Below are 22,659 nucleotides of genomic sequence, written 5' to 3' on the forward strand. Positions count from 1 at the left end.
GTCCAACCCCAACCGCTATCCGCCCGACCAGGACGCACACCATGTATGACACTTCTGTTGCCCTCGCCGATTTCGACCCGGAACTTGCCCTGGCAGTCCACCACGAAGCGCGCCGTCAGGAGGATCATGTCGAACTGATCGCCTCCGAGAACTACGCGAGCCCTTTGGTGATGGCCATCCAGAATTCGGTGTTCACCAACAAGTACGCCGAGGGTTACCCAGGCAAGCGCTACTACAGCGGCTGCGAGCATGTGGACGTGGCCGAACGCTTAGCCATCGAGCGGCTCAAGGTGCTATTCGACTGTGATTGGGCCAACGTCCAGCCCCATGCCGGCGCCCAGGCCAACGCAGCCGTGTTTCTGGCGCTGGCCAATCCCGGCGATACCGTGATGGGCATGAACTTGGCTCAGGGTGGCCACCTGACCCACGGTAACCCATCCAACTTCTCCGGCCGCCATTACAAGATCGTGCCTTATGGACTCGACCCCCTAACCGGGCTGATTGACTACGACGAGATGGAGCGCATCGCGATGCAGGCACGGCCGAAACTGCTGATCGGCGGCTTCTCCGCCTATTCGCGGCACAAGGACTGGGCACGCATGCGCGCCATCGCCGACAGGGCGGGTGCCATCTTCTGGGTGGACATGGCCCATGTCGCCGGCCTGGTGGCGGCAGGCGAGTATCCTGACCCGTTGCCCCACGCTCACGTGGTCACCAGCACCACCCATAAGACCCTGCGCGGCCCGCGTGGCGGTATCATTCTCTCGAAAGGGCAGGACGAGGGCCTTTACAGAAAGCTCGACTCCGCCGTATTCCCCGGCGTCCAGGGCGGGCCGCTGATGCATGTTATCGCCGCCAAGGCGGTGGCGTTCAAGGAGGCGCTGCAACCTGCATTCAAGGCCTACCAGCGCCAGGTGGTGGCGAACGCTCGCGCCATGGCCGCCGTGATCCAGCAGCGCGGCCACAAAATCGTTTCGGGCGGTACCGACAATCACCTGATGCTGATCGACCTGTCCGCCAGGCCCTACACCGGTAAGGATGCGGACGCGGCGCTGGCCGATGCCTGGATCACCACCAACAAGAACAGCGTGCCGGGCGACCCGCGTTCGCCGTTTGTGACCTCTGGCGTGCGCATCGGCACGCCCGCCGTGACCACGCGCGGCTTCGGCGTGGCCGAGTGCGAGGAACTGGCCGGCTGGTTGTGCGACGTGCTGGATGCATTGGAAACCGGTGGTGTTGGATTAATTGCCGTGCGGGATCGAGTAAGACAGCAGGTGGCGGATCTGTGCCGTCGCCATCCCGTCTATCGATAGGTAATCACTGACGGCAATGCGGCGCCTGCGTACTACCTCGTTGTAGGTGAGAGACGCAACGCCGACCTAGACAGCGTCTTCCTGTTTTTCGGACAGTTGCGCCTCGGTCGCAGCCATCAGTGCCGCGGCCGAGCAACCCAGCCCCTTCGCGATCCGCAGGATCAACACTAGCGTGGGCATGTGCTCGCCGCGCTCGATCTTGCCCATGTGCGATCGCGCGATACCCGCCTGTTCCGCCAGCACCTCCTGCGCCAGCGCCTTCGCGGACCGTGCCTCGCGCACGGCAACGCCGAAAGCGCGCGCTGGCTCGCTTTCATAGGTTCTTGTTCCCGCAGGTCTCCCGCGTTGCACTGATCGCTTCTGCATCAACAGAAGCGTCACGTTTCACGCGAATTTAAACCACGTTAAACTTATCTCATTGACCGATGGCACGCGGTTTTTTCCAGTGTCGGCGTTGTGCGGGTGACACGATGATCGCTTCCGATCCTTTGAACATTGCCCTGTCGGACTGCCTGGCCTATCCCAGGTTGTCGGTACCGATGGCGGTACACCGTCGGCGCTATCCGGACAACCCGATTCGTCTTCACGAAGAGCGCTTGGAGGATCAGCATCGAGGACTGCTCGCGGGGGCTTTCGAGGCAGGCCTCTGCCAATCGCCCGCAGCCCCTGAAGGCATCGATGTCCGACCCGTCTGGCGCGATGCGCTGGCATTGGCCGTGTCGGCCCATCACCCCTTGCTGGCCTTTGCGTCAGTGTCCCTGGAGCAGGCGGCCGACCACCATTGGATCGCCCTGGATGGGCGCGACTGTGTCGGCTACTGTGGGCAAATCGACTCACTGCTGACGGCAGCCGGCGTCGTCCCCTCGGCCGTCACGACGGCCACATCGTTCGGGTTGATGATGACCTTGGTGGCCGCCGGCTACGGTGTCTGCTTGGCACCCGCCACCCGCATTGAGGGCCATCGTTCCCTTGGCGTTGTCCAGCGTCCCTTGCAAGAGGGCGCGCTGACGCTCACCACGTACTTCCTGAGCCGTCGAGATACGGGCAGCGCCCGCCTGGAGCCGTTCTTCCACGCGCTCCAGGCAAGCGCCTGACCGAACTTCGGCGCGCCCCTGGCTTGATCAGTCTCCGGGCGCCACTTCGGCGGCATCGGCAGCGACGGCTTCGCGCACCAGCCGCTGCACGCTTTGCCGGACCTGCTCAGGGAACTCTGTCGTCACGACTGGCTCGCTCGCCTGCATGCACTGTGCGGCCACCAGCCGCGCGGCAAGGTGCAGGTTCGTTGGGTTGACGGCTTCGATGGCCGGCCGTGTCCCGAGAGCCTCGTACGAGCGCAGGAGTGCGTGGTAGATGTCCCAGGTGTCGACGCCCCGTGGCAGTTGCTTCAGGACAGACTGGACCAGCCTGCGCTTGAGCGGATCGAGCTGCCAGTCTGGCACGCGCTGCCCGCGGTGCCCCATGTGGATCGACAGCAGGTTGCCGGCCTGGATCTCGTAGGTGATCCAGCGGCGCGACTTGCCCGCGAGCTTGGCGTAGTCCGCCACCGAGAGGTTGTGCGGCGCCTCGAAGGTCTCCAGCACCTGCAGGCGTCCGCGCTGCACCTCCGACAGGCGCGGCCGCGCGTACTCGGGCATGCGCACGGCCGACAGCCGCTGTACCGATGCCGGCGCTTCGGGTTGGTTGGACGTCGGCGCGGTCACGATCAGCTGCGGCGCGGTGAGGTCGACCACCGGCGGCTGCACGGCCGCCTGGCCGGCGATGGTCGGCAGGCCCTGGAGCGTGATGGTCAGATGCCGGCTGGCAACCTCGACCTGGTTTTGCTCGAACAGGTCCAGGCGATCAGCCCAGTCCTGCATCATGACGCGGCGTTGCTCGACGTATTCGGCATGGTTGTAGGTCGCGCTGATCTTGTCTGGATCGGCATGCGATAGCTGGGCATCCACCCATTTCTTCGGGTAGCCGAGTTCGTTCAGCGCCGTCGAGATCGTCGCCCGGATGCCATGCCCCGTGAGCTGGTCCTCGTAGCCCATGCGCTTGAGCGCGGCGTTGAGCGTGTTCTCGCTGATCGGGTTCTTCAGGCACCAGTCGCCTGGGATGAGATGGACCTGGGCAGGCTTGCATTGGTCCAACAGGTGGCGAACGATCTCCTGCGCCTGCACCGACAGCGGCACGATGTAGGGCGGGATGTCGATGAGACGCTTGCGCTTCTTCTTGGTCAGCAGCGCGCGCTGCTTGAGCCTGGCCACCGGGATGACCCACAGGCCCCGGTCGAGGTCGAACTGATCGGGCGTGGCGAAGCGAAGCTCGCCGGTGCGCACACCAGTGAGCATCAGCAGCCGGATGCCCAACTGCGTGTTCAGGCGCCCGCGGTACTTGCGCAGTGTCTGCAGCATAACCGGCAGCTCGTGCATGCGCAGGAACGGGTTGTGTTCGACAGGCGGCAACGGCAGCGCGACCACTTCCAGGTCCCTGGACGGGTTATCGCCCATGTTGGGAATCGCCACCGTGGCGTAGGTGAACAACTGGGTGAACCAGGTCCTCAGCTTCTCGGCCACGGACAGCGAGCCGCGCTTCTCCACCTTGCCGATGATGTCCAGCAGGTGCGCGCGGGTGATTTCGTAGATGGTCAGGTGCCGTAGCGAGGGGAACACATCTTTCTTGAAGACGCGCCCGATCTGTTCCAGGCTGGTCTGCCGTCCTTCCTCCAGCGAGAGCCGGCGATGGGCCAGCCATTGCTCGTAGACGGCCATGAAGGTGTGCTCGCCGGCCAGGACGATCGCGTGCCGCTTGCGCTTGCGTTCGCTGTGGGGATTGACGCCCTTGGCGAGCAGCGATCGGGCTTCATCGCGAAGTGCACGGGCGTCCTTCAGGGAAAGCGCCGGATAGTTGCCTAGGGTGATGCGCTCACGCTTGCCAAACCACGAATAGCGGAAGTGCCAAGCCTTGGTGCCGATGGCGGAAACGTAGAGATAGAGGCCGTCGAAGTCGGCCAGTGCGTATGGCTTGCCGGTGGACTTGGCCTGCCGGGCCATGAGGTCTGAAAGCATGATCCCAACTCCATGAAAGCGAGTTGAGTGCCATGTTTCCCATCGGACCTCGGCTCCTCCAGCAACAATGCGGCAGGGGAAGTTCGCGCATTGTTTGGGCCACTTTTTGTACCAGTTTGGGCCGGCCGTCAGTGGATTTCGCTGGACGTCACTGGAACGGCTTTTCTGGAAAAGCCGAACCGTGACAATGACTTGCAACACTCCATGGACGTCCTTGGAACACCATGGAAAGCTGAAGTGGAGCGGGTGAAGGGAATCGAACCCTCGTCATGAGCTTGGGAAGCTCAGGTAATGCCATTATACGACGCCCGCTTGGGGGTGCCTTTTTACCAGAAGGGCGGGGCTTAGTGAAGCCTTGGTCGGCGAGCTGCGCCGGTGGCGGCGCTGGTCTGACGAAATTTGCGCAATAAAAAGCCGGGGCGGAAGGTCTGGGGCCGGCCCCCGGCTGTGTGCGCTGGTTGCATCAGCCCACCATGGCGGCGATGGGCACGCCCTGGCTGCTGGGCAGGTAGGGGTTGGCCAGGACCGGCTGGCGCTGCGGTTGGAGGAAGGTCAGGAGGGCGTCCTGGGTTTCCTGCCAGGCCTTCTTGTGTTCCACGTCGATGAAGTGGCCGGCGTTGCGGATGGTGCGGAATTCGCAATCGCGGATCAGCTGCTGGAACAGCTTCGCTTCGGCCGGGGTGGTGTAGATGTCCAGCTCGCCGTTGAGGAACAGCAGCGGGATGTCGATGGCGGCGAACTTCTCCATGTAGCTCTCGGCGCTGAGCTTGAGTACCTGGCAGACGTGGAAGTGCATCTGCCGGTACTCGTGCTCGTCGAGCCCGCTGACGTGGCGGAAGTTGTAGCGCTTGAACAATTGCGGCAGGTAGCGGCCGATGGTGTCGTTGACCAGGTTGCCGATGTTTGTGCGGTCGCACGCCGAGAGGTAGTCCAGGCCGCGGTGCAGGTAGTCGAGCATCGAGGCGTTGAGCAGCGGTGAGAAGGAGTTGATCACCGCCTTCTGGATTCGCGCCGGGCGTTCGGCCAGGGCGAGCAGGGTGGCGACCCCGCCCCAGGAGAACGACATCACCACGTCGGCCTGGTAGTGCTCGATCAGGCCGAGCAGCAGCTGTGCCTCGTATTCCTTGGTGATGAGCTCGCGGCAGTCGTTGTGGACCCTGGAGCGGCCCGCGTACGGCTGGTCGTAGCAGACCACGTTGAAGTGCGGTTGCAGGTATTTCACTGTTTGCGCGAAGGAGGCGGTGGTTGCCAGCGAGCCGTTGACCAGGATGATGGTCTGCCGCGCTTCCCTGTTGGCGTGAAACTCCGTGTGTACCCGGTGTTGCTGAATCTCGACGACGGCGGTTTCCGGCCTCATGTCGTATTCCTCCAGACGCAGGTCATGGTGCGCATCCACCAGCGGATGCGAAGAAAGTACCCAGGCAGAGGAAAGCGTCTTGACGTGACAGCTTCATGTCACTCGACGAAAGTTAATAATCTCTTGATTTTCAATTGCTTATGGAATCAAAAGACGACGATCCGAAGCCCGTTGGGGCGCGGAGGCTGGCTTCTGATCAGGCGGAGGAAGGTGCGGCATGGGGAACGGCTGCCGCGAAAATCATTGTTGGTTGCGCTGCGTGACTCGGCGGTCACGCTTGAGCCAGAGTTAAGCAGGCTGGTACGGCAGCCGCAACAGCCAGCGAGCGCTTGAGTCACATCGTTTGGCCGAATTCCGACGAAATGACATTTGTCTTGGCGATTGTCCGGCGCTTTGGTGAAGCCGGATTACACTCATGTGATGGCTGTAACTTCCCTTTGCCGAAGACGAGCGATTTCGCCGTGCTCCCCCCTGAGGCCGATACCGCGTGCGGAGCGGTTCAATGGCACTTCATCCACGGTTACGCATATCGCTGGTCCTGGCCCCGGCCGCATGGCTGTGTGCGGAAGCCTTGGCCGAGGATCGCTATGGCTGTGAGCAACCGATCAGCGTCGCCTACACCCGCAACGTGGTGTTCTTCCACGACGACGTGGGTATCGACCCGGACCTGATCGCCGAACTGGGCAAGCGTACTGGCTGCCGGTTCGAGACGTCCGTCCGGCCGCGTGACGAAGTCTGGCGCCGGCTCGAGAGTGGCGAGTTGCAGATGGGGACCAGTGGCGTCGCTACGCCGCAACGCCGCGCCTACACCTATCTGCTGCCCTACCTCTACATGCGCAACAAGCTCATCGTGCGCAATGACCTGGGTGACATGAACGGCCTGGACGCCTTCCATGACATGCCCGGCGCACGCCTGGGGGTGATTGCCGGCTACCGCCACGGCGCCTATATCGACGGCATGCTGCGCATTCTCAAGGCCGAGGGGCGGGTGGTGGAATACCAAGACGATACGACCCGTTTCAGTGCCTTGCTCAACGGAGACGTGGAGGGGGTGATCGGCCACGAGATGAATCTCGAGGGTGCGGTGAGCGATCGTCGTCAACGCGAACGCTTTCGTGTGGTAGATGTGATGCCCGGCCCGGCGACGCCCCACAACCTGATGCTCTCGCGCAAGCGCTTCACCCCGGCGCAAAGCGCTGAGTGGATGCGCCTGATGGAAGTGTTATGGCTGGACGGAAGCCTGGCCCGGATCATGCGTAACAACGCCCCGCCGCCAGTGGCGGAAGGATTGCTCGACAGCGGCTATCGCTACAGCTCCACGGACAGAGGCTGGTAAAGGATGAAGGCATTCGAACGGGGTATTCCGCTGCAATTGCTGGTGGCCGGGGCCATCATCGCCAGCATGCTGGTGTTGGCGGGGGCATTGCTGATCCAGGGCTACCGTGGCGTGGAGGGCGCGCTGGTGACGGCGGCCGGGGAGTCGGCCAGCCAGTTGGGCGCGACGATCAACGAGCGCATCCGCCGGCTGATCGACCCGGCGGAAAGCGCGCTGCGCCTGTTGACCCATGATCCCATCTCGCAGACCGACAACCTGCCGGCGCGCCTCGATCGCCTGCCGATGCTGGTGGAAAACCTGCGTGCCAATCGCACCCTGAGTGCGGTGTACATCGGCTATCCGAACGGTGAGTTCCTGCTGATCCGTGCGCTGCGCGTGCCCGAGGTGCGCCAGACCCTGCAGGCGCCGGACGCGGCCAAATACCTGGTGCAGAGCCAGACGCTCAACGGCCAGGGCGGGCTGCTCGGCGAGTGGCGCTTCTACGACAGCGAACTGCGCCTGTTGCGTGTGCAGGAGCGCCCGGACTATCAGTACGACCCGCGCCAACGCCCCTGGTATGCAGAGGCGCGCGGCACCAGCAAGACGGTGCTGACCCAGCCCTACGTGTTTTTCACCACGCGCGAGATCGGCCTGACCCTGGCACATCGCAGTGTGGATGGTGCCGCGGTGATCGGCATGGACGCCTCGGTCAACGATCTGGGCGGCGAAATGGGTGATCTTCGCCAGACCGCCAACACCGAACTGGCGGTGGTGGACGGCAAGGGCACGGTGATCGCCTACCCGGACCTCGCCAGATTGATGGTGCACGAGGGCAAGGAGCTGCGCCTGGCTACCCTGGCCGAGTTGAAGGTGCCCGCACTGAGCGAGCTCAACGCTGAATCAGTACCCTCCGGCACGCCGCAGGCCTACCGGGTGAATGGCGAGAACTGGTACGGGATCTGGGTGCCGCTATCGAACTTCACCAGCAACGAAGTGAAGGTGCTGATCGCCATTCCCGCCGTGGAGCTACTGGCCGGTGCGCGCCAGCTGCTGTTCAACCAGGCGCTGTGGAGCGGCACGCTGCTGCTTGTCCTGTTGCTGATCGGCTGGTACATCGGCCGGCGCATTGCCCGCCCGTTGACTGCACTGGCTGATCAGGTCAGCGCACTGGCGGCCTTCGACTTTGCCCGGCCGGTTGGCGTCGAGTCGAAGATCGCCGAGGTTCGCGACCTGAGCAGCGTGATGGGCAGCATGTCGCGCACCATTCACAACTTCCAGGCGATCACCCTGACCCTCAGCCGCGAGACGCGTCTGGAGAGCATGCTCGAAGGCGTGCTTTCGCGCCTGGTGGAGGCCACCGGAGTGATGGGCGGTGCGGTCTACCTGCTGGACGACGAGGAGTGCCGTCTGCGCCTGGCCTGCTCGGTGCATGGCGAGCAGTACCCGCAATCCATGCTGATCGAAGGTTTCACCGAGGCGGAGCTGGCCGAGCGGGTTGACCTGGCACTGGCCAATCGCGGGCAGTACCTGGAGGTCTCCCTGCGCAACCGTGCCGACGAGTTGCTCGGCATCCTGGTGCTGCAACTCGCCGAGGAAGGCGAGCTCAGCCGCCAGCCGCGCAAGCCGTTCAAGCGCTTCGTCGAGGAGCTTTCCGGCGCTGCCGCCGTGGCCATCGAGACGCGCCAGCTGATCGAAGCCCAGCAGCGCCTGCTGGATGCAATCATCAAGCTGCTGGCCGACGCCATCGACGCCAAGAGCCCCTACACCGGCGGCCACTGTGAACGGGTACCACAGCTGGCTGACCTGCTGCTGCAGAAGGTCATCGACTCGCGCGATGGCGAGTATGCTGGCTTCACCATGAGCGATGCCGAGCGCTACGAATTCCAGATCGCCGCCTGGCTGCATGATTGCGGCAAGATCACCAGCCCCGAGTATGTGGTGGACAAGGCGACCAAGCTGGAGACCCTGTACAACCGCCTGCATGAGGTGCGCACGCGCTTCGAGGTGATCTGGCGGGATATCGAACTGGACTACTGGCGTGGCATCGCCGAGGGCAGCGATATCGGCCTGCTCGCCGCCCGGCGCGATGCCCTGCACGAGGCGTTGCGCGAAGACTACGCCTTCGTCGCCCAGGCCAACGTCGGCGGCGAGTTCATGAAGGATGAGGATATAGAGCGCCTCAGGCAGATCGGCGAGCGCCGCTGGTTGCGCTATTTCGACGACCGCCTGGGCATCTCCCACGACGAGGCCGAGCGCCTGCAGGGCCGGCCCGAGCGGCCGCTACCGGCCGAGGAGTTCCTCCTTGCCGACAAACCCGAGCACCGCGTGCCGTGGGGTGAGCGCAAGCCACCGGTGGTGAAGGACGATCCACGCAACGTCTGGGGCTTCGACATGCGCCTGCCGCCCTACGCGAGCAACTATGGCGAGCTGTACAACCTGGGCATCCGCCGCGGCACGCTGAACGACGAGGAGCGCTTCAAGATCAACGAGCACATCGTCCAGACCCTGATGATGCTCACCACGCTGCCTCTGCCGCGCAATCTGCGCCGCGTGCCGACCATCGCCGCCAACCATCACGAGAAGATGGATGGCACCGGCTATCCGCGCAAACTCTGTCGCGAGCAGATGAGCATTCCGGAAAGAGTCATGGCGATCGCCGATATCTTTGAAGCGCTGACTGCCGCCGATCGCCCGTACAAGGCGCCGAAGACGCTGTCCGAGTCGCTGAAGATCCTGGCCTTCATGGCACGAGACCAGCACATCGACGCCGACCTGTTCCGCCTGTTCATCAGCCAGGGCGTCTACAAGGAATACGGCGAGCGCTTCCTCAACCCCGAGCAGATGGATGCGGTGGATGTGCGGGCGTTGCTGCAGATTCTGGATGGGGTCAAGGCCTAGCTCCACCCCGGAACACCCTGAAACGCAAACCGCCGGCTGATGCCGGCGGTTTGCGTTACATCAGGGGTATCGATCAGCGCTTGGCGAGGTTGGTGGCGTAGCGGTTGATCTGCGGGTTCTTCGCCACGGTGCAACTTGGCCCGGCGAGGAACTGGGAGGTCCGCAGGTACTGCTGTTGCGGGTAGTAGGCAAAGACGTAGCTGCCGTTCTTCAGCGTGTCGATCAGCTGCTGCGCCACCTGCGGACGCACTGCCGGGCAGCCGAGGCTGCGGCCCAGGCGGCCAAGGCCGGGGACGACCTTGGGATCGGCGTAGGCGGCGGCGTGCATGACGATGGCGCGCTCTTCGCTGTTGTCGTTGAAGCCCGGCTCCAGGCCCAGCAGGCGCAGGGAACGGCCGTGCTTGCCGCTGTAGGTCTGGCCGGTCTGGTAGAGACCGATGGAGGACTGGTTGCTCTCCGGGCGATTGGAGAAGGAGGTGGCCATGTCATCGCCACTCTTCTTGCCATGGGCGACCCACTCTTCGAAGAGCAGCTTGCGCTGCTTCAGGTCGAAGACCCAGAGGCGCTTGTCGCGGGACGGTTTGGAGTAGTCGATCACCGTCAGCAGTCGGTTCTGGCCGCCCAGCTGGGTGCTGGCGCACTGCAGCGCGCTGAGCGCCAGGCGCAGGGTTTCGGTGTTGGTCGCCGGCGCGAGGCGGTGCAATTCCTCGGCCGTGGGCAGGCGGGCGGCGGACGCGGTCTGCCAGCTGCCGATCGCGAAGAGCGCGGCACTGGCGAGCGAAATCCGGAAGAACCCCCGTAACTTCAAGAAAGTCAGCATGAATACAACATTCCCGTTGAATAGATATGGTTTTTTCTGGGAAACGCCGCATTGTGCGTGATTTTTGACCAGTGGTGTGGCTGTTTTTTAATCAAGTATGGTTCCACCCGTCGGTAATTACGAACTTTTCAGCACAATAAATCGCCACGAAGCACCGATATTCCGGGCAAGAGGGCGAGTGGAACTCACCGCGGACAGGCGCCTGGACTCTTTGTGTTTCGAGATTCTTCGGCTGCTTGCACGGCCGGCTTGAGGCCGTCTGTCCGCAGGTGAGGACTGGCAGTGTGGCTGGAGTGGATGGTGGCGGGGGGAGGGAAACGATGAAGACCATGTAGGGATAATCCGGAGCAACGCGAAGCCGCTCCGGTTCTACCCGTTACTCGACACTCTGGTTCTTGACCGGTTTCTGTTCCGCCTTGCGGTCGTTGGTGGTGATCACGGTGAAGTCCGGGTTGCTGCGCATGTCGCGGGTGGACGGCAGATCGGTGATCACCAGGGTGCTGCCGACATCCATGCTGGTCAGCAGGCTGCGCAGGAACTCACGGTCGAGGCTGAACTTGCCCAACTGCTCGGCGGGCGTCAGGCCGCGTTGCGGATCGCTGACCTGCACGCTGGTCCAGCGCAGGTTCGGGTTTTCGCTGTCGATCTCGCTTTGCGAGGGTTTCTCCATGAGGGAGAAGGCGGCGACGCCGGTCTTTTCCTCCGCGTGCTCGAAAGCTACCGGCGCAGTGCCGATCTGCAGGCCGCCACGGTAGACGTAGAGGCGGCGGTCGGCGCGGCTGACCAGTACCGAGACAGGGCCCTTTTCCGCACCGGGGTCGCTCCAGAACGGCACCACCATGCCGCTGTCGTCGTGCGGGCCGGCGGCGCGGCCGCCGCTGACGATGGGGGCGAGCAGGCCGGGGTGGTAGACCTCCACGGGTGAGCTCTTGGCGTCGGAGATGATCACGGTGGTGGAGGTGAAGCCGGTGACTTCGTAGAGCTTCTTGGCGAACGCCATGGGCAGACGGATGCATCCGTGGGAGGCCGGGTAGCCGGGCAGGTTGCCGGCGTGCAGGGCGATGCCGTCCCAGGTCAGGCGCTGCATGTAGGGCATCGGCGCGCTGTTGTAGAGGTCGGAATGGTACTCGACCTTCTTCTGCAGGATGGAAAACACGCCGGTGGGAGTTTCCTTGCCCTTCTTGCCGGTGCTCACGGTGGCCACGCCGATGGCGATGCCGTTGCGGTACACGTAGGCGCGCTGCTCGGTGAGGCTGACCACCAGGGTCACCGGGCCCGCCGGGGAGATTTCCGGATACCAGAGGAACTGGCCGGGCTTGAGGGTCTTCAGCGCGGCCTGCAGGTCCGAGAGCGGCGAGGGCTTGCCCGGATTGGCAAAGGCGACGCTGGCGCTCAAGGCGATCAGCAGGGCAACCGACAGTTTCTTCATCACCTTTCCTTGGAACGCGGGCATGGCAGGCAGCTTAGCCAAGCGGCGTGGGCACCTGCAAACCGCCGGGCTGAATGGTTTGCGTAGGAGTTTTCGGAATGTCGCGCGGGGCACGAGATGTAGGAGCGGACTTTGTCCGCGATTGATTTTCGCTCGCTCCGAGCAGACCGGTGGGCCATCGCGGACGGAGTCCGCTCCTACGAGATACCTCTGCGCTTGGGCCATCCCTCACCCCAGCCCTCTCCCAAGGGGAGAGGGGGCCGTTCGGTGCAGGATGAAACCTCAGTGTCAGCCGGCTCGGGCTGCCCCCTCTCTCTGAGGAGCGGGGCGCGCAGCCAGGGCTGGGGTGAGGGAGATGCATTGGTACGGCCCCCCAGGAAAAGACAGCTGCTCCTACGCGTCCAGCTCGGCGATTTCCTGCGCAGTCAGCGCGCGGTATTCGCCGGGCTGCAGTGCCGGGTCGAGCAGGAGACTGCCCATGCTCTCGCGGTGCAGGCGGGTCACCTTGTTCTGGAAGTGACCGAACATGCGCTTGACCTGGTGGTAGCGGCCTTCGCGCAGGGTCAGGCGCGCGGCGCGAGTGTCGAGGATTTCCAGCTGGGCGGGCAGGGTGGTGAGGTCTTCGAAGGCAAAGTACAGGCCCTGCTCGAAGGTCTCGATGTAGCACGTCTCGATCGGGTCTTCGGTCTCGACGTAGTAGACCTTGGGCAGTTTGCGCCCGGGCAGGGTCATGCGCCGTGACCACTGGCCATCATTGGTGATCAGCAGCAGACCGGTGGTGTTGTAGTCCAGGCGGCCGCCGATGTGCAGCTCGTGCTTGTCCGGCTCGTCCAGCAGGTCGAGCACGGTGCGGTGCTCGGCGTCGCGGGTGGCGCTGACGCAGCCGGCGGGCTTGTGCAGCATGAAATAGCGCGCCGGCTTGCCGGCCTGCAGCAACTCGGCGTCCAGCTCCACGCGGGAGAACTCGCGTACTTCGTGGCGTCCATCGCGCACCAATTCGCCGTCCACGCGCAGGCGCCCTTCGGCGAGCAACTGGCGGGCCTGCTGGCGGTTCAGGTGGGGCAGGTTGGCGATGAAACGATCCAGACGCATCAGGCGCGCTCGTCGTCCTTCAGCCCGGCGGCGCAGCGCGGGCACAGGCAGGCGCGGTCGACCAGCTCAGGTGGAATGCGCTCCAGCGCGTTGCGCTCGATGATTGTGCTGAAGCACCAGCAGGGTTGGCCTTCCAGTGCCGGATCGGACTGGGTGCAACGGTTGGACTGGCCGCAGAGCGGGCAAAGGCTGGGATCGGGAAGGGCGTCGTTCATGAGCGGTCAGGCGGGAATTGGCGGTGATGCGGGCGTTCAGGGTGCAGCGCCGACCCGCATCGCGCAAGCGGATTCGGATCGGCGCGGCCGTTGGCTCAGGGCATGTCGACGCGCTGGATCCAGGGTTCCAGGCGCTGGCCGAAGGCGACTTCGGCGACGAAGGGCTGGGCTCGACCATCTGCGGCCCGGTGAGGCTGCGCGGTGATCTGGTCCAGGCGTTCGCGCCACTGCCGCGGCACATTGAGGTTGTCGGTACCGACGGCGCTGGCCGTGCCGCCAAGTGTCCAGATGTGCTGGTAGTAGTTGGAGACGGGGCGCACCTGGCCGTGGACGATGAGATAGCGCTGGCGGTCGGGGTAGCGCGCCCGCAGCGTCGGCAGGTCCAGGCCGACGTCCTTGAGCAGCAGGCGCGTGTCGGTTTTCTCCTCGCTGTCCAGTTCGCGCCGAATGAAGTCGCGTTCATCCGCCAGGCGTGCATTCTGTGGCGCGGCATCGGCGGCCAGGCGAGCCTCGTCGAGGCGTTTGCGGGTCAGCTGCACTTCGCGCTCGTACAGCGGGCCGTTGAGCTCCAGTACCAGCAGCGCCTCGCGTGATTGCTGGCGGCCGAAGCGCCGGGCGCTGTCGTCGTCCACCTGCTCGGGGATGGCGAAGCCGAGTTCGGCCATCTTCTGGCCATCGATGGCCGGCTGCCAGCCGCGATTATGCTGCCGCGCGGCTTCGTCCCGGCTGGGCGTACGCCAGCGCAGGCGCAGGCTCAGGCCGCTGTTTTCCTTGTACCAGTCGCTGTTGCGCAGCAGTTCGCGCTGGCTGAGCGACAGCACGCTGTCCGGCTCGCCGGAGCGGTTCCAGGCAACGCCACCCAGGGCGACGGCGTTGACCAGCAGGATCAGCCCGACGCCGCTGGCCAGTGCGTGAGTACGGGTCCAGTTCATGGGCGGGCTCCCAGCAGGCCGTGGGCGCGGCGCAGGCGCCGCAGCACCAGCAGGATCAGCACCGCGCACAGGCCCAGCACGAGGAAGAACAGGTACTTGGGCATGACCTCCCACCACCAGTCGAAGAACTTGGTGTAGAGGAAGATCACGAAGAAGGTCAGCCCGGTGTTCACCACTTCCGGCCATTCACGGCGCGCGCCCAGCCAGATCACTAGCGCCGACACAGCGAAGCCCAGGACCTGGTAGGCGCCCTCCACCGCGCGTGGGTGGAAGGGCAGGTAGCTGCCGCTGCCCCAGTTGGCCAGCACCAGCATCGGCAGGAACACCCCGAGCAGGCCGAATACCCGGTAGATCGTGGCGAAACCGTCGAAGCGATGCTGGGAGATGAACGACGGCACGAGGAAGATCAGCAGCGCCGCGGGGAAGAAGTTTTCCGGACGTTCGCCGACGTCCAGCCAGTACACGCCGCTCCAGGTACCGACTCGCGCGGCGACATAGCCCATCACGCAGATCAGCGCGGCGGCCAGCAGCAGCCGGGTGTTGCAGGTGTAGGCCAGCAGCAGGGCGTACGCGGCCCAGGGCAGCAGGGCCTTGTCGGACGGCGTGATATTGAAGATCTGCCCGACCATCACGACGTTCAGCACGAAGCAGGCGAAGGCCAGCATGGCGCCGAGCCTGGCGAAGTAGCCGGAGGCGTCGCGGCGTTGCAGCACAAGGGTCAGCAGCAGGCTGATCAGCGAGGCGCCGATGAGGATGGCGACCTGCACGCCTTCGCTGAACAGCCCCCAGAACTGGTAGAAGAGGAAAAACAGGCTGGCGGCCAGGGCCAGCGCGCCGAGGAAGGAGGCGATGCGCATGCCCAGGGACAGTCGGTGGTCCTGGCTGTCGCGGTCGATGTCGAAACGCGCGCGGTAATCGGCGAGCAGGCGTTGCTGGTGTTCGTGCAGGCGCTGCTGCTGGGCGTTGTCGAGAACCAGGGCGCCTTCGTCGCGCAGGCGCTGGAGTTCGCGGTCGAAGGCGAGGATGTCGTTGACGCGGTGCTGCGCCTGCTGGTGGCTGAGGTCGGACATGACCGGTCCTTGCGGCGGATGATGCTGGGACTCTAGCTGGTGGCGCGGTGGGGTTCCATGCTCCAACGCCGGTAACGCAAAGCGCGTGGCGTTCGCGACCCGCTATCCGCCCACACGCCGATGATGCAGCAGCATTGCAGGATGGGTGGAGCGTAGCGATACCCATGCTGGCGGTGCGTGGATTTGATGGGTATCGCTGCGCTCCACGCCATCCTACGAAAGCTTTCTGTGATCAGCTGCGGCTGGCCAGCCGCACACGTCAACCACTGAGCAGTTTCGTGTGAGCGGGTCATCGCGGACGGAGTCCGCCCCTGCGCCGGGATCGGTTTTCGCAGCATTGTAGGATGGGTGGAGCGCAGCGATACCCATGCTGGTGGTGCGTGGATTTGATGGGTATCGCTGCGCTCCACGCCATCCTACGAAAGCTTTCTGTGATCAGCTGCGGCTGGCCAGCCACGCGCGCCAGCCGCCGAAGCGGCTGATGTCCTCGGCGCCGTCCAGGCCCCAGGCGTCGCAGATGAAGCCGGTCTCCCAACTGCCATCCTCCAGTTGCACCTTGCCCAGTCCCAATGGCGCGGGAATGCCAGTGAGGAAGGAGCCCAGTTCGGCGCTGGGCAGCTCCCAGACTTCCACTTCGATGGCCGCGCCGCCCTCGGCCACGCGCAGCATGCCCGGGCGCAGCGGCGGGCCGCCGGCCAGGGCGTAGAGTTTGTAGGCGGGTGCGCTTTGGGTTGCGCGCAGCAGGCGCGCGCCGCGCTGGCGCAGTTGCCAGTTCAGCGCCAGGCCGTCCAGATGGGCGCCACAGACCACCAGGCGCGCTCGGTCGTTGCGCGCGGCGCTGGCGGAGGACGCCGGCGCCATGGCGTTGCCGCCGGTGAGCGGCAGGTTGTGCCGGCGCTGCAGCGCATCCGCCACGCCGAGCAGGTACTGATCAGTGAAGGCGCGGCCGAACAGGGTCACGCCCCAGGGCAGGCCGTTGTCCATGATCGCGCTGGGCACGGCGACGGCGGCGTAGTCCAGCAGGTTCATGAAGTTGGTGTAGTAGCCCAGGTCGGAATTGCGCTTCACCGGTTCGGCGTGCAGCTCGTCCAGCGTCACCGGGCGGCCGATGGTGGGGGTGAGCACGCAGTCGAGGTCGGCGAGGATCGCGTCGCACCGGACCTTGAGTTCCTGCAGGCGGTATTGCGCGCGGAACGCTTGCACGGCGGTTGCGCCGGGAGCCTTGGCCAGCACATCGCGAATCACCGGCAGCACGGCGAACGGATCGCGCTCGATCAGTTCGCCGGCCACGCTGTAGCGCTCGGCCACCCAGGGGCCTTCGTAGAGCAGGCGCGCGGCTTCGAGGAAGGGTGCGAAGTCGATTTCCTGCGCCTCGCCACCGAGGGCCTTGAGCTGGTCGAGGGCATCGGTGAACAGCACCGGGCCTTCATGGCAGCCGAAGAATTCCAGTTGATCGGCGCGGGGAACACCGAAGCGGAAAGGTTTGGGCGCACCGAAGGCGCTGGCGTCGTTCCACGCCGGGTTGGCGCGGCTGTAGCCGTCCCGTGGATCGAGCTTTGCAGTGAGAGCGAGCAGCTCGCTGGCCTCGGCGGCGCTGGCGGTGAAGTAGGTAATGCAATCCAGCGTGCGGCAGGCCGGCACCAGGCCGTGGTTGGACAGCAGCCCCTTGCTCGGCTTCAGCCCGAGCAGGCCGTTGAGCGCTGCCGGCACGCGACCGGAGCCGGCGGTGTCGGTGCCCATGGCGAAGCTCGCCACGCCCAGCGCCACGGCCAGCGAGGAGCCGGCGCTGGAACCGCCCGACGGGTACTCGGGCAGCACACTGTTGCGGCATTCGCCATAGGGCGAGCGGGTGCCGTTGAGGCCGGTGGCGAACTGGTCGAGGTTGGTCTTGCCCAGCGGGATGGCGCCCAGGTCGATCAGTTGTTGTACCAGCGTCGCGGATGTTTCCGGCGTGTAGGCGAAGGCCGGGCAGGCGGCGGTGGTGGGGATGTCGGCGAGGTCGATATTGTCCTTGATGGCGAAGGGGATGCCGTAGAGCGGCAGGCTCTCCGGTGACTGGTCGTCCAGCGCGGCAAGGTAGGGCTCCAGTTCTTCCAGGCTGAGCAGGTGGATGAACAGGTGGTAATCCGGGTTCAGCGCGGCGGCCTTGTTGCGCAGCTGGGCGATGAGCTGGCGCGGCGTGGTGCGGCCTTCGCGGTAAGCGCTGCGCAGGGTGGTGAGGCGGAGATCGAAGGTGGTGGGCATGGTCGTGTTTCCTTGGGCCGATCAGTTCTCTGGCTGGGCTGCCCTCACCCCGGCCCTCTCCCGGAGGGAGAGGGGGAAGAGCAGCCCGGCGCGGTGTGGGTTGCGAACCATGGCTGGCCGGGTGGCGCGGACTGTGGTTCAGGTTGAATCCAGCGCTGAGGCCCACTCCGAACAGTTCCCGCTCCCGCTGGCAGAGGGTTAGGGTGAGGGGCTCCTGGCCAGATCGATAACGTCAGCTCAAGCCTCCTCCATCACCACCACCCGTTGCCCGGCGCGCACCGGCGAACCGGGCTGCACGCGGACCTCGCGCACTACGCCGTCGCGTGGGGCGGTGAGGGGGATTTCCATTTTCATGGATTCGAGGATCACCAGGATGTCGCCGGCTTTCACGCTGGCGCCGGCTTCCACCTGCACCTGCCAGAGGTTGCCGGCGATGTGGCTTTCGACGGCATGTTGGCCAGCGCCGAGCGGGGCGTCTTCGCCGGTGTCGACGGCGGCTTCCTCGCTTTCGAAGTGCGCCTGGCCGGAGGCGATCCAGCGCTGGCGCTCGGCGTCGAAGGCGGCGCGCTGGTGGCGGCGGAAGGCAGCGATGCTGTCGGCTTCCTCGGTGAGGAATTGCTGATAGTCGGCCAGGCGCAGTTCGCTCTCCTCGATGCGCAGCGGATAGCGGCCCAGCGGGAAGTCGCGGCGGATGCGCAGCAGTTCGTCCGCCGAGACCGGGTAGAAGCGGATCTGGTCGAAGAAGCGCAGCAGCCAGGGCTTGCCGTCGAATGCGGCGACTTCGCGGTAGCGGTTCCACATCTGCAGGGTGCGGCCGACGAACTGGTAGCCGCCGGGGCCTTCCATGCCGTAGACGCACATGTAGGCGCCGCCGATGCCCACGGAGTTTTCCGCGGTCCAGGTGCGTGCCGGGTTGTACTTGGTGGTCACCAGGCGGTGGCGCGGGTCCAGCGGCGTGGCCACCGGCGCGCCGAGGTAGACGTCACCCAGGCCCATCACCAGGTAACTGGCTTCGAAGACGGTGCGGTACACCGCCTCCAGGTCCGGCAGTTCATTGATGCGGCGGATGAACTCCAGGTTGCTCGGGCACCAGGGCGCGTCCTTGCGCACGGTGGTCATGTATTTCTCGATGGCCAGCTGGCAGGCCGGATCGTCCCAGGACAGTGGCAGGTGGACGATGCGCGACGGCACCTTGAGGTCCTGCGCGGCGCACACGGCGTCCCAGAGTCCGGCGACGGTTGCCAGCAAGGTTTCCAGCGAGAGGGTTTCCGGCTGGTAGTGCACCTGCAGCGAGCGGATGCCGGGGGTGAGGTCGATCACGCCGTCGAGCTGCCTGGCTTCCAGCGCCTGCATCAGGGCGTGGCCGCGAAAGCGCAGGACCAGGTCCAGCTCCGGCTGGCCGATTTCCAGCAGCAGGTGGGTGTCGCCGGAAAGGCGCGCAACCAGGCGGGTGTCGTCCTGGCCGAGGTCGAGGACGATGGGGGAGGTGAGCACGGTGCTCGGGCTGCCCTCACCCCCCGCTTTCTCCCGGAGGGAGAGGGAGCCCTCCGTGCCATCGGAGAACAGCGTGCCCGCCGGCAACGCCGAACGGCCCCCTCTCCCCACGGGAGAGGGCTGGGGTGAGGGGAAATCGGCTGCGCCTATGCTGGGCGTTGCCTGTGTAGGAGCGAGCTTGCTCGCGAACCCGCCCAACTCCAGAACTTCCGGCATAAAGCGTTCGCGAGCAAGCTCGCTCCTACAGAACTGCGCCAATCTGCGGGCGGTGGCGATATCCACCGGCAGGAAGCGAACCTTGTCCCCCGCCTTGAGCTGGCCGAGCTGCCAGAGGTCGGCCTCGATCACCGTCACCGGGCAGACGAAGCCGCCCAGGCTCGGGCCGTCCGGGCCGAGGATCACCGGCATGTCGCCGGTGAAGTCCACCGCGCCGATGGCGTAGGGATTGTCGTGGATGTTGGATGGGTGCAGGCCGGCCTCGCCGCCGCTCTCGCGCACCCATTCCGGTTTCGGCCCGATCAGGCGTACGCCGGTGCGGCTGGAGTTGAAGTGCACTTCCCAGTCGGTGGCGAAGAAGGTCTCGATGTAGGCCGGGGTGAAGTATTCCGGTGCGCCGTGGGGGCCGTAGATCACGCGGATGCTGCGTACGGCGGGGAGGTCGGTGCGCAGCTCCACTGGCAGGCTCTCACCGTGACTTCCGTCTTCCAGCTCGGCGATGTGCAGCACGTCGCCGGCGCGCAGGGCGCGACCGCCGTGGCCGCCGAACTGGCCGAGGGTGAAGGTGCTCTTGCTGCCCAGGTAGTCCGGCACGTTCACGCCGCCACGCAGGCACAGGTAGCTGCGCGCGCCAGCGCCGCCGACAGTGCCGAGGCTGAGCGTGGACCCGGCGGCTACGAACAGCGACGTGTCCATCGGCTGCTCGACGCCACCCAGGTGGATCGGCAGCGGGGCGCCGGTGACGCTTACCACCGCGTCGGTGTTGAAGCGCAGGGTCGGGCCGCTCATGGTGATTTCCAGCGCGGCGGCGCCTTCGGGGTTACCCAGCAGGGTATTGCCCAGGCGCAGCGCGCGATCATCCATCGGCCCCGATGGCGGTACGCCCACGGCCCAGTAGCCGAGGCGGCCGGGGTAATCCTGCACGCTGGTCTGGGTGCCGGCGCTGAGCACTTCGAGTGTCTGGGCGCGGTACTGCAGGCCTTCCAGGCAGCGCGTCCAGGGCGAGCCGCTGGCGAAGGGCGCGTCTTTGATGATCTGCCGCAGGTAGTCGCGGTTGCATTCCACGCCGTACAGCAGGCTGTCGGCCAGCGCGCGGTCAAGGCCGGCGCTGGCCTGTTCGCGGGTCGGCGCCCAGGCGATGAGCTTGGCGATCATCGGGTCGAACCAGGGCGGAATCTCGCAGCCGGCCTCGACCCAGGTGTCGATGCGCAGCGCCTTGCCGTCGGTCGGTGGGAACTGCACGGCAGTGAGCAGACCGGGACAGGGTTGGAAGTCGCGGCCCGGATCCTCCGCGTAAAGACGCGCCTGGATCGCGTGGCCGCTGGGTTTCAGCCCGGCGATGAGGTCGGCCAGCGGCGGCAGGTCGCCGGCGGCCAACTCGATCATCCAGCGCACCAGGTCAACGCCCCAGACCTGTTCGGTGACGCCGTGCTCGACCTGCAGGCGGGTGTTCACTTCGAGGAAGTAGAAGCGTTGCGCCTCGCTGTCGTAGACGAACTCCACGGTGCCGGCGCTGCGGTAGCTGACGGCCTTGGCCAGTTGGACCGCCGCCGCGCAGAGAGCGTCGGCCATGCCAGAGGGCAGGTTGGGTGCAGGGGTTTCCTCCAGCACCTTCTGGTTGCGCCGCTGCACCGAGCAGTCGCGCACGCCGAGGGCGATCACTTCGCCCTGGCCGTCGCCGAATACCTGCACTTCCAAGTGGCGGGCGCGCTGGATGTACTTCTCGATGAACACGCCCGAGTCGCTGAAGTTGTTCTGCCCCAGGCGCTTCACCGCATCGAAGGCATCGCGCAGTTCGTCCGCCGAGCGGCATACGCGCATGCCGATGCCGCCACCGCCGGCGGTGCTTTTCAGCATCACTGGGTAGCCGACTTCTTCACCGGCGAGCAACGCGGCTTCGAGGTCGGGCAGCAGGTCGGTGCCTTCGAGCATCGGTACGCCTTGTTCGCGGGCCAGCGCACGGGCGGTGTGCTTGAGGCCGAACACACGCAGTTGCTCCGGCGTCGGGCCGACGAAGGCGATGCCGGCGGCTTCGCAGGCTTCGGCGAAGGCGGCGTTTTCCGAGAGGAAGCCGTAGCCGGGATGGATCGCCTGGGCGCCGCTGTCGCGGGCCGCGGCGAGGATTTTCTCCACGACCAGATAAGTGCTGGAGGCCGGGCCTTCGCCGAGGCTGATGGCCTGGGCGGCCTGCTGGAGGTGCAGGCTGGCGGCATCGGCTTCGGAGTACACGGCGACGCCGCCCACGTTCAGTTCATTGAGCGTGCGCAGGATGCGGCAGGCAATGGCGCCGCGGTTGGCGATCAGGAGCTTGTCGAACATGAGGGCGTCCCCATGGGGTGGCGGGCCGTCCCGCCATGATTCGGTGTGCACCACGGTCGTCCGTGGCGCTGGAGGCTCTCGTAGGATGGGTGGAGCGGAGCGATACCCATGTGGTATCGGTGATGGGTATCGCAGGCTCCACCCATCCTACGGGGCAGGTTCGTTTCCGCCGGGTGACTCGCGCAGAGTGGAACTGCACTGGGCGCTGCGGCTCTGGGCGAGCAGGAACAACCAGCGGCGCAGGCGCGCGGTCAGTCCCATACCAGCAACTCCGCCGGTGTCGGGTTCCAGCCGTTGCAGGGATTGTTGAGCTGCGGGCAGTTGGAAATCAGGACGATCACGTCCATGTGCGCGAGCAGTTCGACGTACTTGCCGGCGCCGGAGATGCCGTCCTCGAAGGTCAGGCCGCCTTCGGCGGTGACCGGCACGTTCATGAAGAAGTTGATGTTGTGGCTGATGTCGGCCTTGCCCAGGCGGCCGTCGTGCAGGCTGGCGCGCAGGAAGTTGTCGCGGCAGCTGTGCATATAGCGCTTGTCCAGGGCGTAGCGCACGGTGTTGCTCTCCTGGGCGCAGGCGCCGCCGAGGGTGTCGTGGCGGCCGCAGGTGTCGGCGACGATGCTCAGCATCGGCTTGCCGAGGTTGGAATACAGCACGCTGCCGGCGCTGAGGTAGACCTGCCCCTGCTTGCGCAGGGTGCGCTGTACGTCGTAGCGCTCGCGCGGGTTGGCGGCGCTGAAGAACAGCGTGTCCACCGCCTGGTTGCCTTCCAGGTCGAGGATGCGCAGGGTCTGTCCGGCCTTGAGTTCGGTGAGGCTGGGTTCGCCGGCCGGGATCAGGGTGCGCGAGACACAGGCTTCGGGGTGTTTGTCGCTGGGGACGATGGGCATGCTCGCGCTCC

The 22,659-nt window shown here is 65.5% G+C and carries 16 protein-coding genes and 1 tRNA gene; 4 read left to right on the forward strand and 13 right to left on the reverse strand.

Annotated features, from left to right (window positions below; translation table 11 throughout):
- The first annotated feature begins 41 nt into the window (after nt 1–41).
- Nucleotides 42–1,313, forward strand: a complete 1,272-nt coding sequence (gene glyA / locus N5C91_RS28855; RefSeq protein ID WP_217980086.1) for a serine hydroxymethyltransferase — start codon at nt 42–44, stop codon at nt 1,311–1,313.
- Nucleotides 1,314–1,379: 66 nt separating this feature from the next.
- On the opposite strand, the gene N5C91_RS28860 is transcribed toward glyA, so the two are convergent.
- Nucleotides 1,380–1,679, reverse strand: coding sequence for a helix-turn-helix transcriptional regulator (locus tag N5C91_RS28860; RefSeq protein WP_024889555.1), 300 nt, complete (start codon nt 1,677–1,679; stop codon nt 1,380–1,382).
- A 104-nt stretch (nt 1,680–1,783) separates the two neighbouring features.
- Between N5C91_RS28860 and N5C91_RS28865 the strand changes: the two genes are divergently transcribed.
- Entirely contained in the window at nt 1,784–2,407 is a 624-nt protein-coding gene (locus tag N5C91_RS28865; protein WP_020649360.1) for a LysR family substrate-binding domain-containing protein, read from the forward strand.
- Nucleotides 2,408–2,434: 27 nt separating this feature from the next.
- Here the strand turns inward: N5C91_RS28865 and N5C91_RS28870 are convergent, their stop codons facing one another.
- The 3 genes from N5C91_RS28870 to N5C91_RS28880 form a co-directional block, all read right to left on the reverse strand.
- Entirely contained in the window at nt 2,435–4,360 is a 1,926-nt protein-coding gene (locus N5C91_RS28870; RefSeq protein WP_024889553.1) for an integrase arm-type DNA-binding domain-containing protein, read from the reverse strand.
- A 238-nt stretch (nt 4,361–4,598) separates the two neighbouring features.
- Nucleotides 4,599–4,672: transfer RNA gene (locus tag N5C91_RS28875), tRNA-Gly, on the reverse strand.
- Nucleotides 4,673–4,823: 151 nt separating this feature from the next.
- On the reverse strand, nt 4,824–5,717 hold the full coding sequence (locus N5C91_RS28880) for an alpha/beta hydrolase (protein ID WP_236200689.1): 894 nt from the start codon (nt 5,715–5,717) through the stop codon (nt 4,824–4,826).
- 502 nt (nt 5,718–6,219) lie between these two features.
- Between N5C91_RS28880 and N5C91_RS28885 the strand changes: the two genes are divergently transcribed.
- Together N5C91_RS28885 and N5C91_RS28890 are read left to right on the forward strand one after the other, a co-directional pair.
- The gene (locus N5C91_RS28885) at nt 6,220–7,053 is read left to right on the forward strand and encodes a transporter substrate-binding domain-containing protein (RefSeq protein ID WP_279833779.1); all 834 of its coding nucleotides are present in this window, start codon (nt 6,220–6,222) and stop codon (nt 7,051–7,053) included.
- 3 nt (nt 7,054–7,056) lie between these two features.
- Complete coding sequence (locus N5C91_RS28890) at nt 7,057–9,930, forward strand: HD domain-containing phosphohydrolase (RefSeq protein WP_279833782.1); 2,874 nt, start codon at nt 7,057–7,059, stop codon at nt 9,928–9,930.
- 73 nt (nt 9,931–10,003) lie between these two features.
- Here the strand turns inward: N5C91_RS28890 and N5C91_RS28895 are convergent, their stop codons facing one another.
- The 9 genes from N5C91_RS28895 to N5C91_RS28935 all read right to left on the reverse strand — a co-directional run bounded on the left by N5C91_RS28895 (nt 10,004) and on the right by N5C91_RS28935 (nt 22,648).
- Nucleotides 10,004–10,750, reverse strand: a complete 747-nt coding sequence (locus tag N5C91_RS28895) for a murein L,D-transpeptidase catalytic domain family protein (protein ID WP_236200687.1) — start codon at nt 10,748–10,750, stop codon at nt 10,004–10,006.
- A gap of 376 nt (nt 10,751–11,126) precedes the next feature.
- The gene (locus N5C91_RS28900) at nt 11,127–12,179 is read right to left on the reverse strand and encodes a L,D-transpeptidase (RefSeq protein WP_236174853.1); all 1,053 of its coding nucleotides are present in this window, start codon (nt 12,177–12,179) and stop codon (nt 11,127–11,129) included.
- 393 nt (nt 12,180–12,572) lie between these two features.
- On the reverse strand, nt 12,573–13,271 hold the full coding sequence (locus N5C91_RS28905; RefSeq protein ID WP_279833786.1) for a pseudouridine synthase: 699 nt from the start codon (nt 13,269–13,271) through the stop codon (nt 12,573–12,575).
- Nucleotides 13,271–13,486, reverse strand: a complete 216-nt coding sequence (locus N5C91_RS28910) for a cysteine-rich CWC family protein (protein WP_279833787.1) — start codon at nt 13,484–13,486, stop codon at nt 13,271–13,273. Before N5C91_RS28910 ends, N5C91_RS28905 begins: the two co-directional genes overlap by 1 nt.
- A 95-nt stretch (nt 13,487–13,581) precedes the next feature.
- Entirely contained in the window at nt 13,582–14,418 is an 837-nt protein-coding gene (locus N5C91_RS28915; protein ID WP_236200683.1) for a DUF4824 family protein, read from the reverse strand.
- The gene (locus N5C91_RS28920; protein WP_279833788.1) at nt 14,415–15,488 is read right to left on the reverse strand and encodes a DUF2157 domain-containing protein; all 1,074 of its coding nucleotides are present in this window, start codon (nt 15,486–15,488) and stop codon (nt 14,415–14,417) included. Before N5C91_RS28920 ends, N5C91_RS28915 begins: the two co-directional genes overlap by 4 nt.
- Nucleotides 15,489–15,923: 435 nt before the next feature.
- Nucleotides 15,924–17,732, reverse strand: coding sequence for an allophanate hydrolase (gene atzF, locus N5C91_RS28925; RefSeq protein ID WP_279833789.1), 1,809 nt, complete (start codon nt 17,730–17,732; stop codon nt 15,924–15,926).
- A gap of 237 nt (nt 17,733–17,969) precedes the next feature.
- The gene (locus tag N5C91_RS28930; protein WP_279833790.1) at nt 17,970–21,761 is read right to left on the reverse strand and encodes a 5-oxoprolinase/urea amidolyase family protein; all 3,792 of its coding nucleotides are present in this window, start codon (nt 21,759–21,761) and stop codon (nt 17,970–17,972) included.
- Nucleotides 21,762–22,012: 251 nt separating this feature from the next.
- Nucleotides 22,013–22,648, reverse strand: a complete 636-nt coding sequence (locus N5C91_RS28935; RefSeq protein ID WP_279833791.1) for an urea amidolyase associated protein UAAP2 — start codon at nt 22,646–22,648, stop codon at nt 22,013–22,015.
- Nucleotides 22,649–22,659: the final 11 nt, after the last annotated feature.

It is taken from the genome of Pseudomonas sp. GD03903, from assembly GCF_029840045.1.
GTDB lineage: Bacteria > Pseudomonadota > Gammaproteobacteria > Pseudomonadales > Pseudomonadaceae > Pseudomonas > Pseudomonas pseudonitroreducens.

What these genes read in the sequence shown, in the direction of transcription:
- glyA (WP_217980086.1), top strand. Translation starts at nt 42, where the DNA reads ATGTATGACACTTCTGTTGCCCTCGCCGATTTCGACCCGGAACTTGCC.
- N5C91_RS28860 (WP_024889555.1), bottom strand. Translation starts at nt 1,679, where the DNA reads ATGCAGAAGCGATCAGTGCAACGCGGGAGACCTGCGGGAACAAGAACC.
- N5C91_RS28865 (WP_020649360.1), top strand. Translation starts at nt 1,784, where the DNA reads ATGATCGCTTCCGATCCTTTGAACATTGCCCTGTCGGACTGCCTGGCC.
- N5C91_RS28870 (WP_024889553.1), bottom strand. Translation starts at nt 4,360, where the DNA reads ATGCTTTCAGACCTCATGGCCCGGCAGGCCAAGTCCACCGGCAAGCCA.
- N5C91_RS28880 (WP_236200689.1), bottom strand. Translation starts at nt 5,717, where the DNA reads ATGAGGCCGGAAACCGCCGTCGTCGAGATTCAGCAACACCGGGTACAC.
- N5C91_RS28885 (WP_279833779.1), top strand. Translation starts at nt 6,220, where the DNA reads ATGGCACTTCATCCACGGTTACGCATATCGCTGGTCCTGGCCCCGGCC.
- N5C91_RS28890 (WP_279833782.1), top strand. Translation starts at nt 7,057, where the DNA reads ATGAAGGCATTCGAACGGGGTATTCCGCTGCAATTGCTGGTGGCCGGG.
- N5C91_RS28895 (WP_236200687.1), bottom strand. Translation starts at nt 10,750, where the DNA reads ATGCTGACTTTCTTGAAGTTACGGGGGTTCTTCCGGATTTCGCTCGCC.
- N5C91_RS28900 (WP_236174853.1), bottom strand. Translation starts at nt 12,179, where the DNA reads ATGAAGAAACTGTCGGTTGCCCTGCTGATCGCCTTGAGCGCCAGCGTC.
- N5C91_RS28905 (WP_279833786.1), bottom strand. Translation starts at nt 13,271, where the DNA reads ATGCGTCTGGATCGTTTCATCGCCAACCTGCCCCACCTGAACCGCCAG.
- N5C91_RS28910 (WP_279833787.1), bottom strand. Translation starts at nt 13,486, where the DNA reads ATGAACGACGCCCTTCCCGATCCCAGCCTTTGCCCGCTCTGCGGCCAG.
- N5C91_RS28915 (WP_236200683.1), bottom strand. Translation starts at nt 14,418, where the DNA reads ATGAACTGGACCCGTACTCACGCACTGGCCAGCGGCGTCGGGCTGATC.
- N5C91_RS28920 (WP_279833788.1), bottom strand. Translation starts at nt 15,488, where the DNA reads ATGTCCGACCTCAGCCACCAGCAGGCGCAGCACCGCGTCAACGACATC.
- atzF (WP_279833789.1), bottom strand. Translation starts at nt 17,732, where the DNA reads ATGCCCACCACCTTCGATCTCCGCCTCACCACCCTGCGCAGCGCTTAC.
- N5C91_RS28930 (WP_279833790.1), bottom strand. Translation starts at nt 21,761, where the DNA reads ATGTTCGACAAGCTCCTGATCGCCAACCGCGGCGCCATTGCCTGCCGC.
- N5C91_RS28935 (WP_279833791.1), bottom strand. Translation starts at nt 22,648, where the DNA reads ATGCCCATCGTCCCCAGCGACAAACACCCCGAAGCCTGTGTCTCGCGC.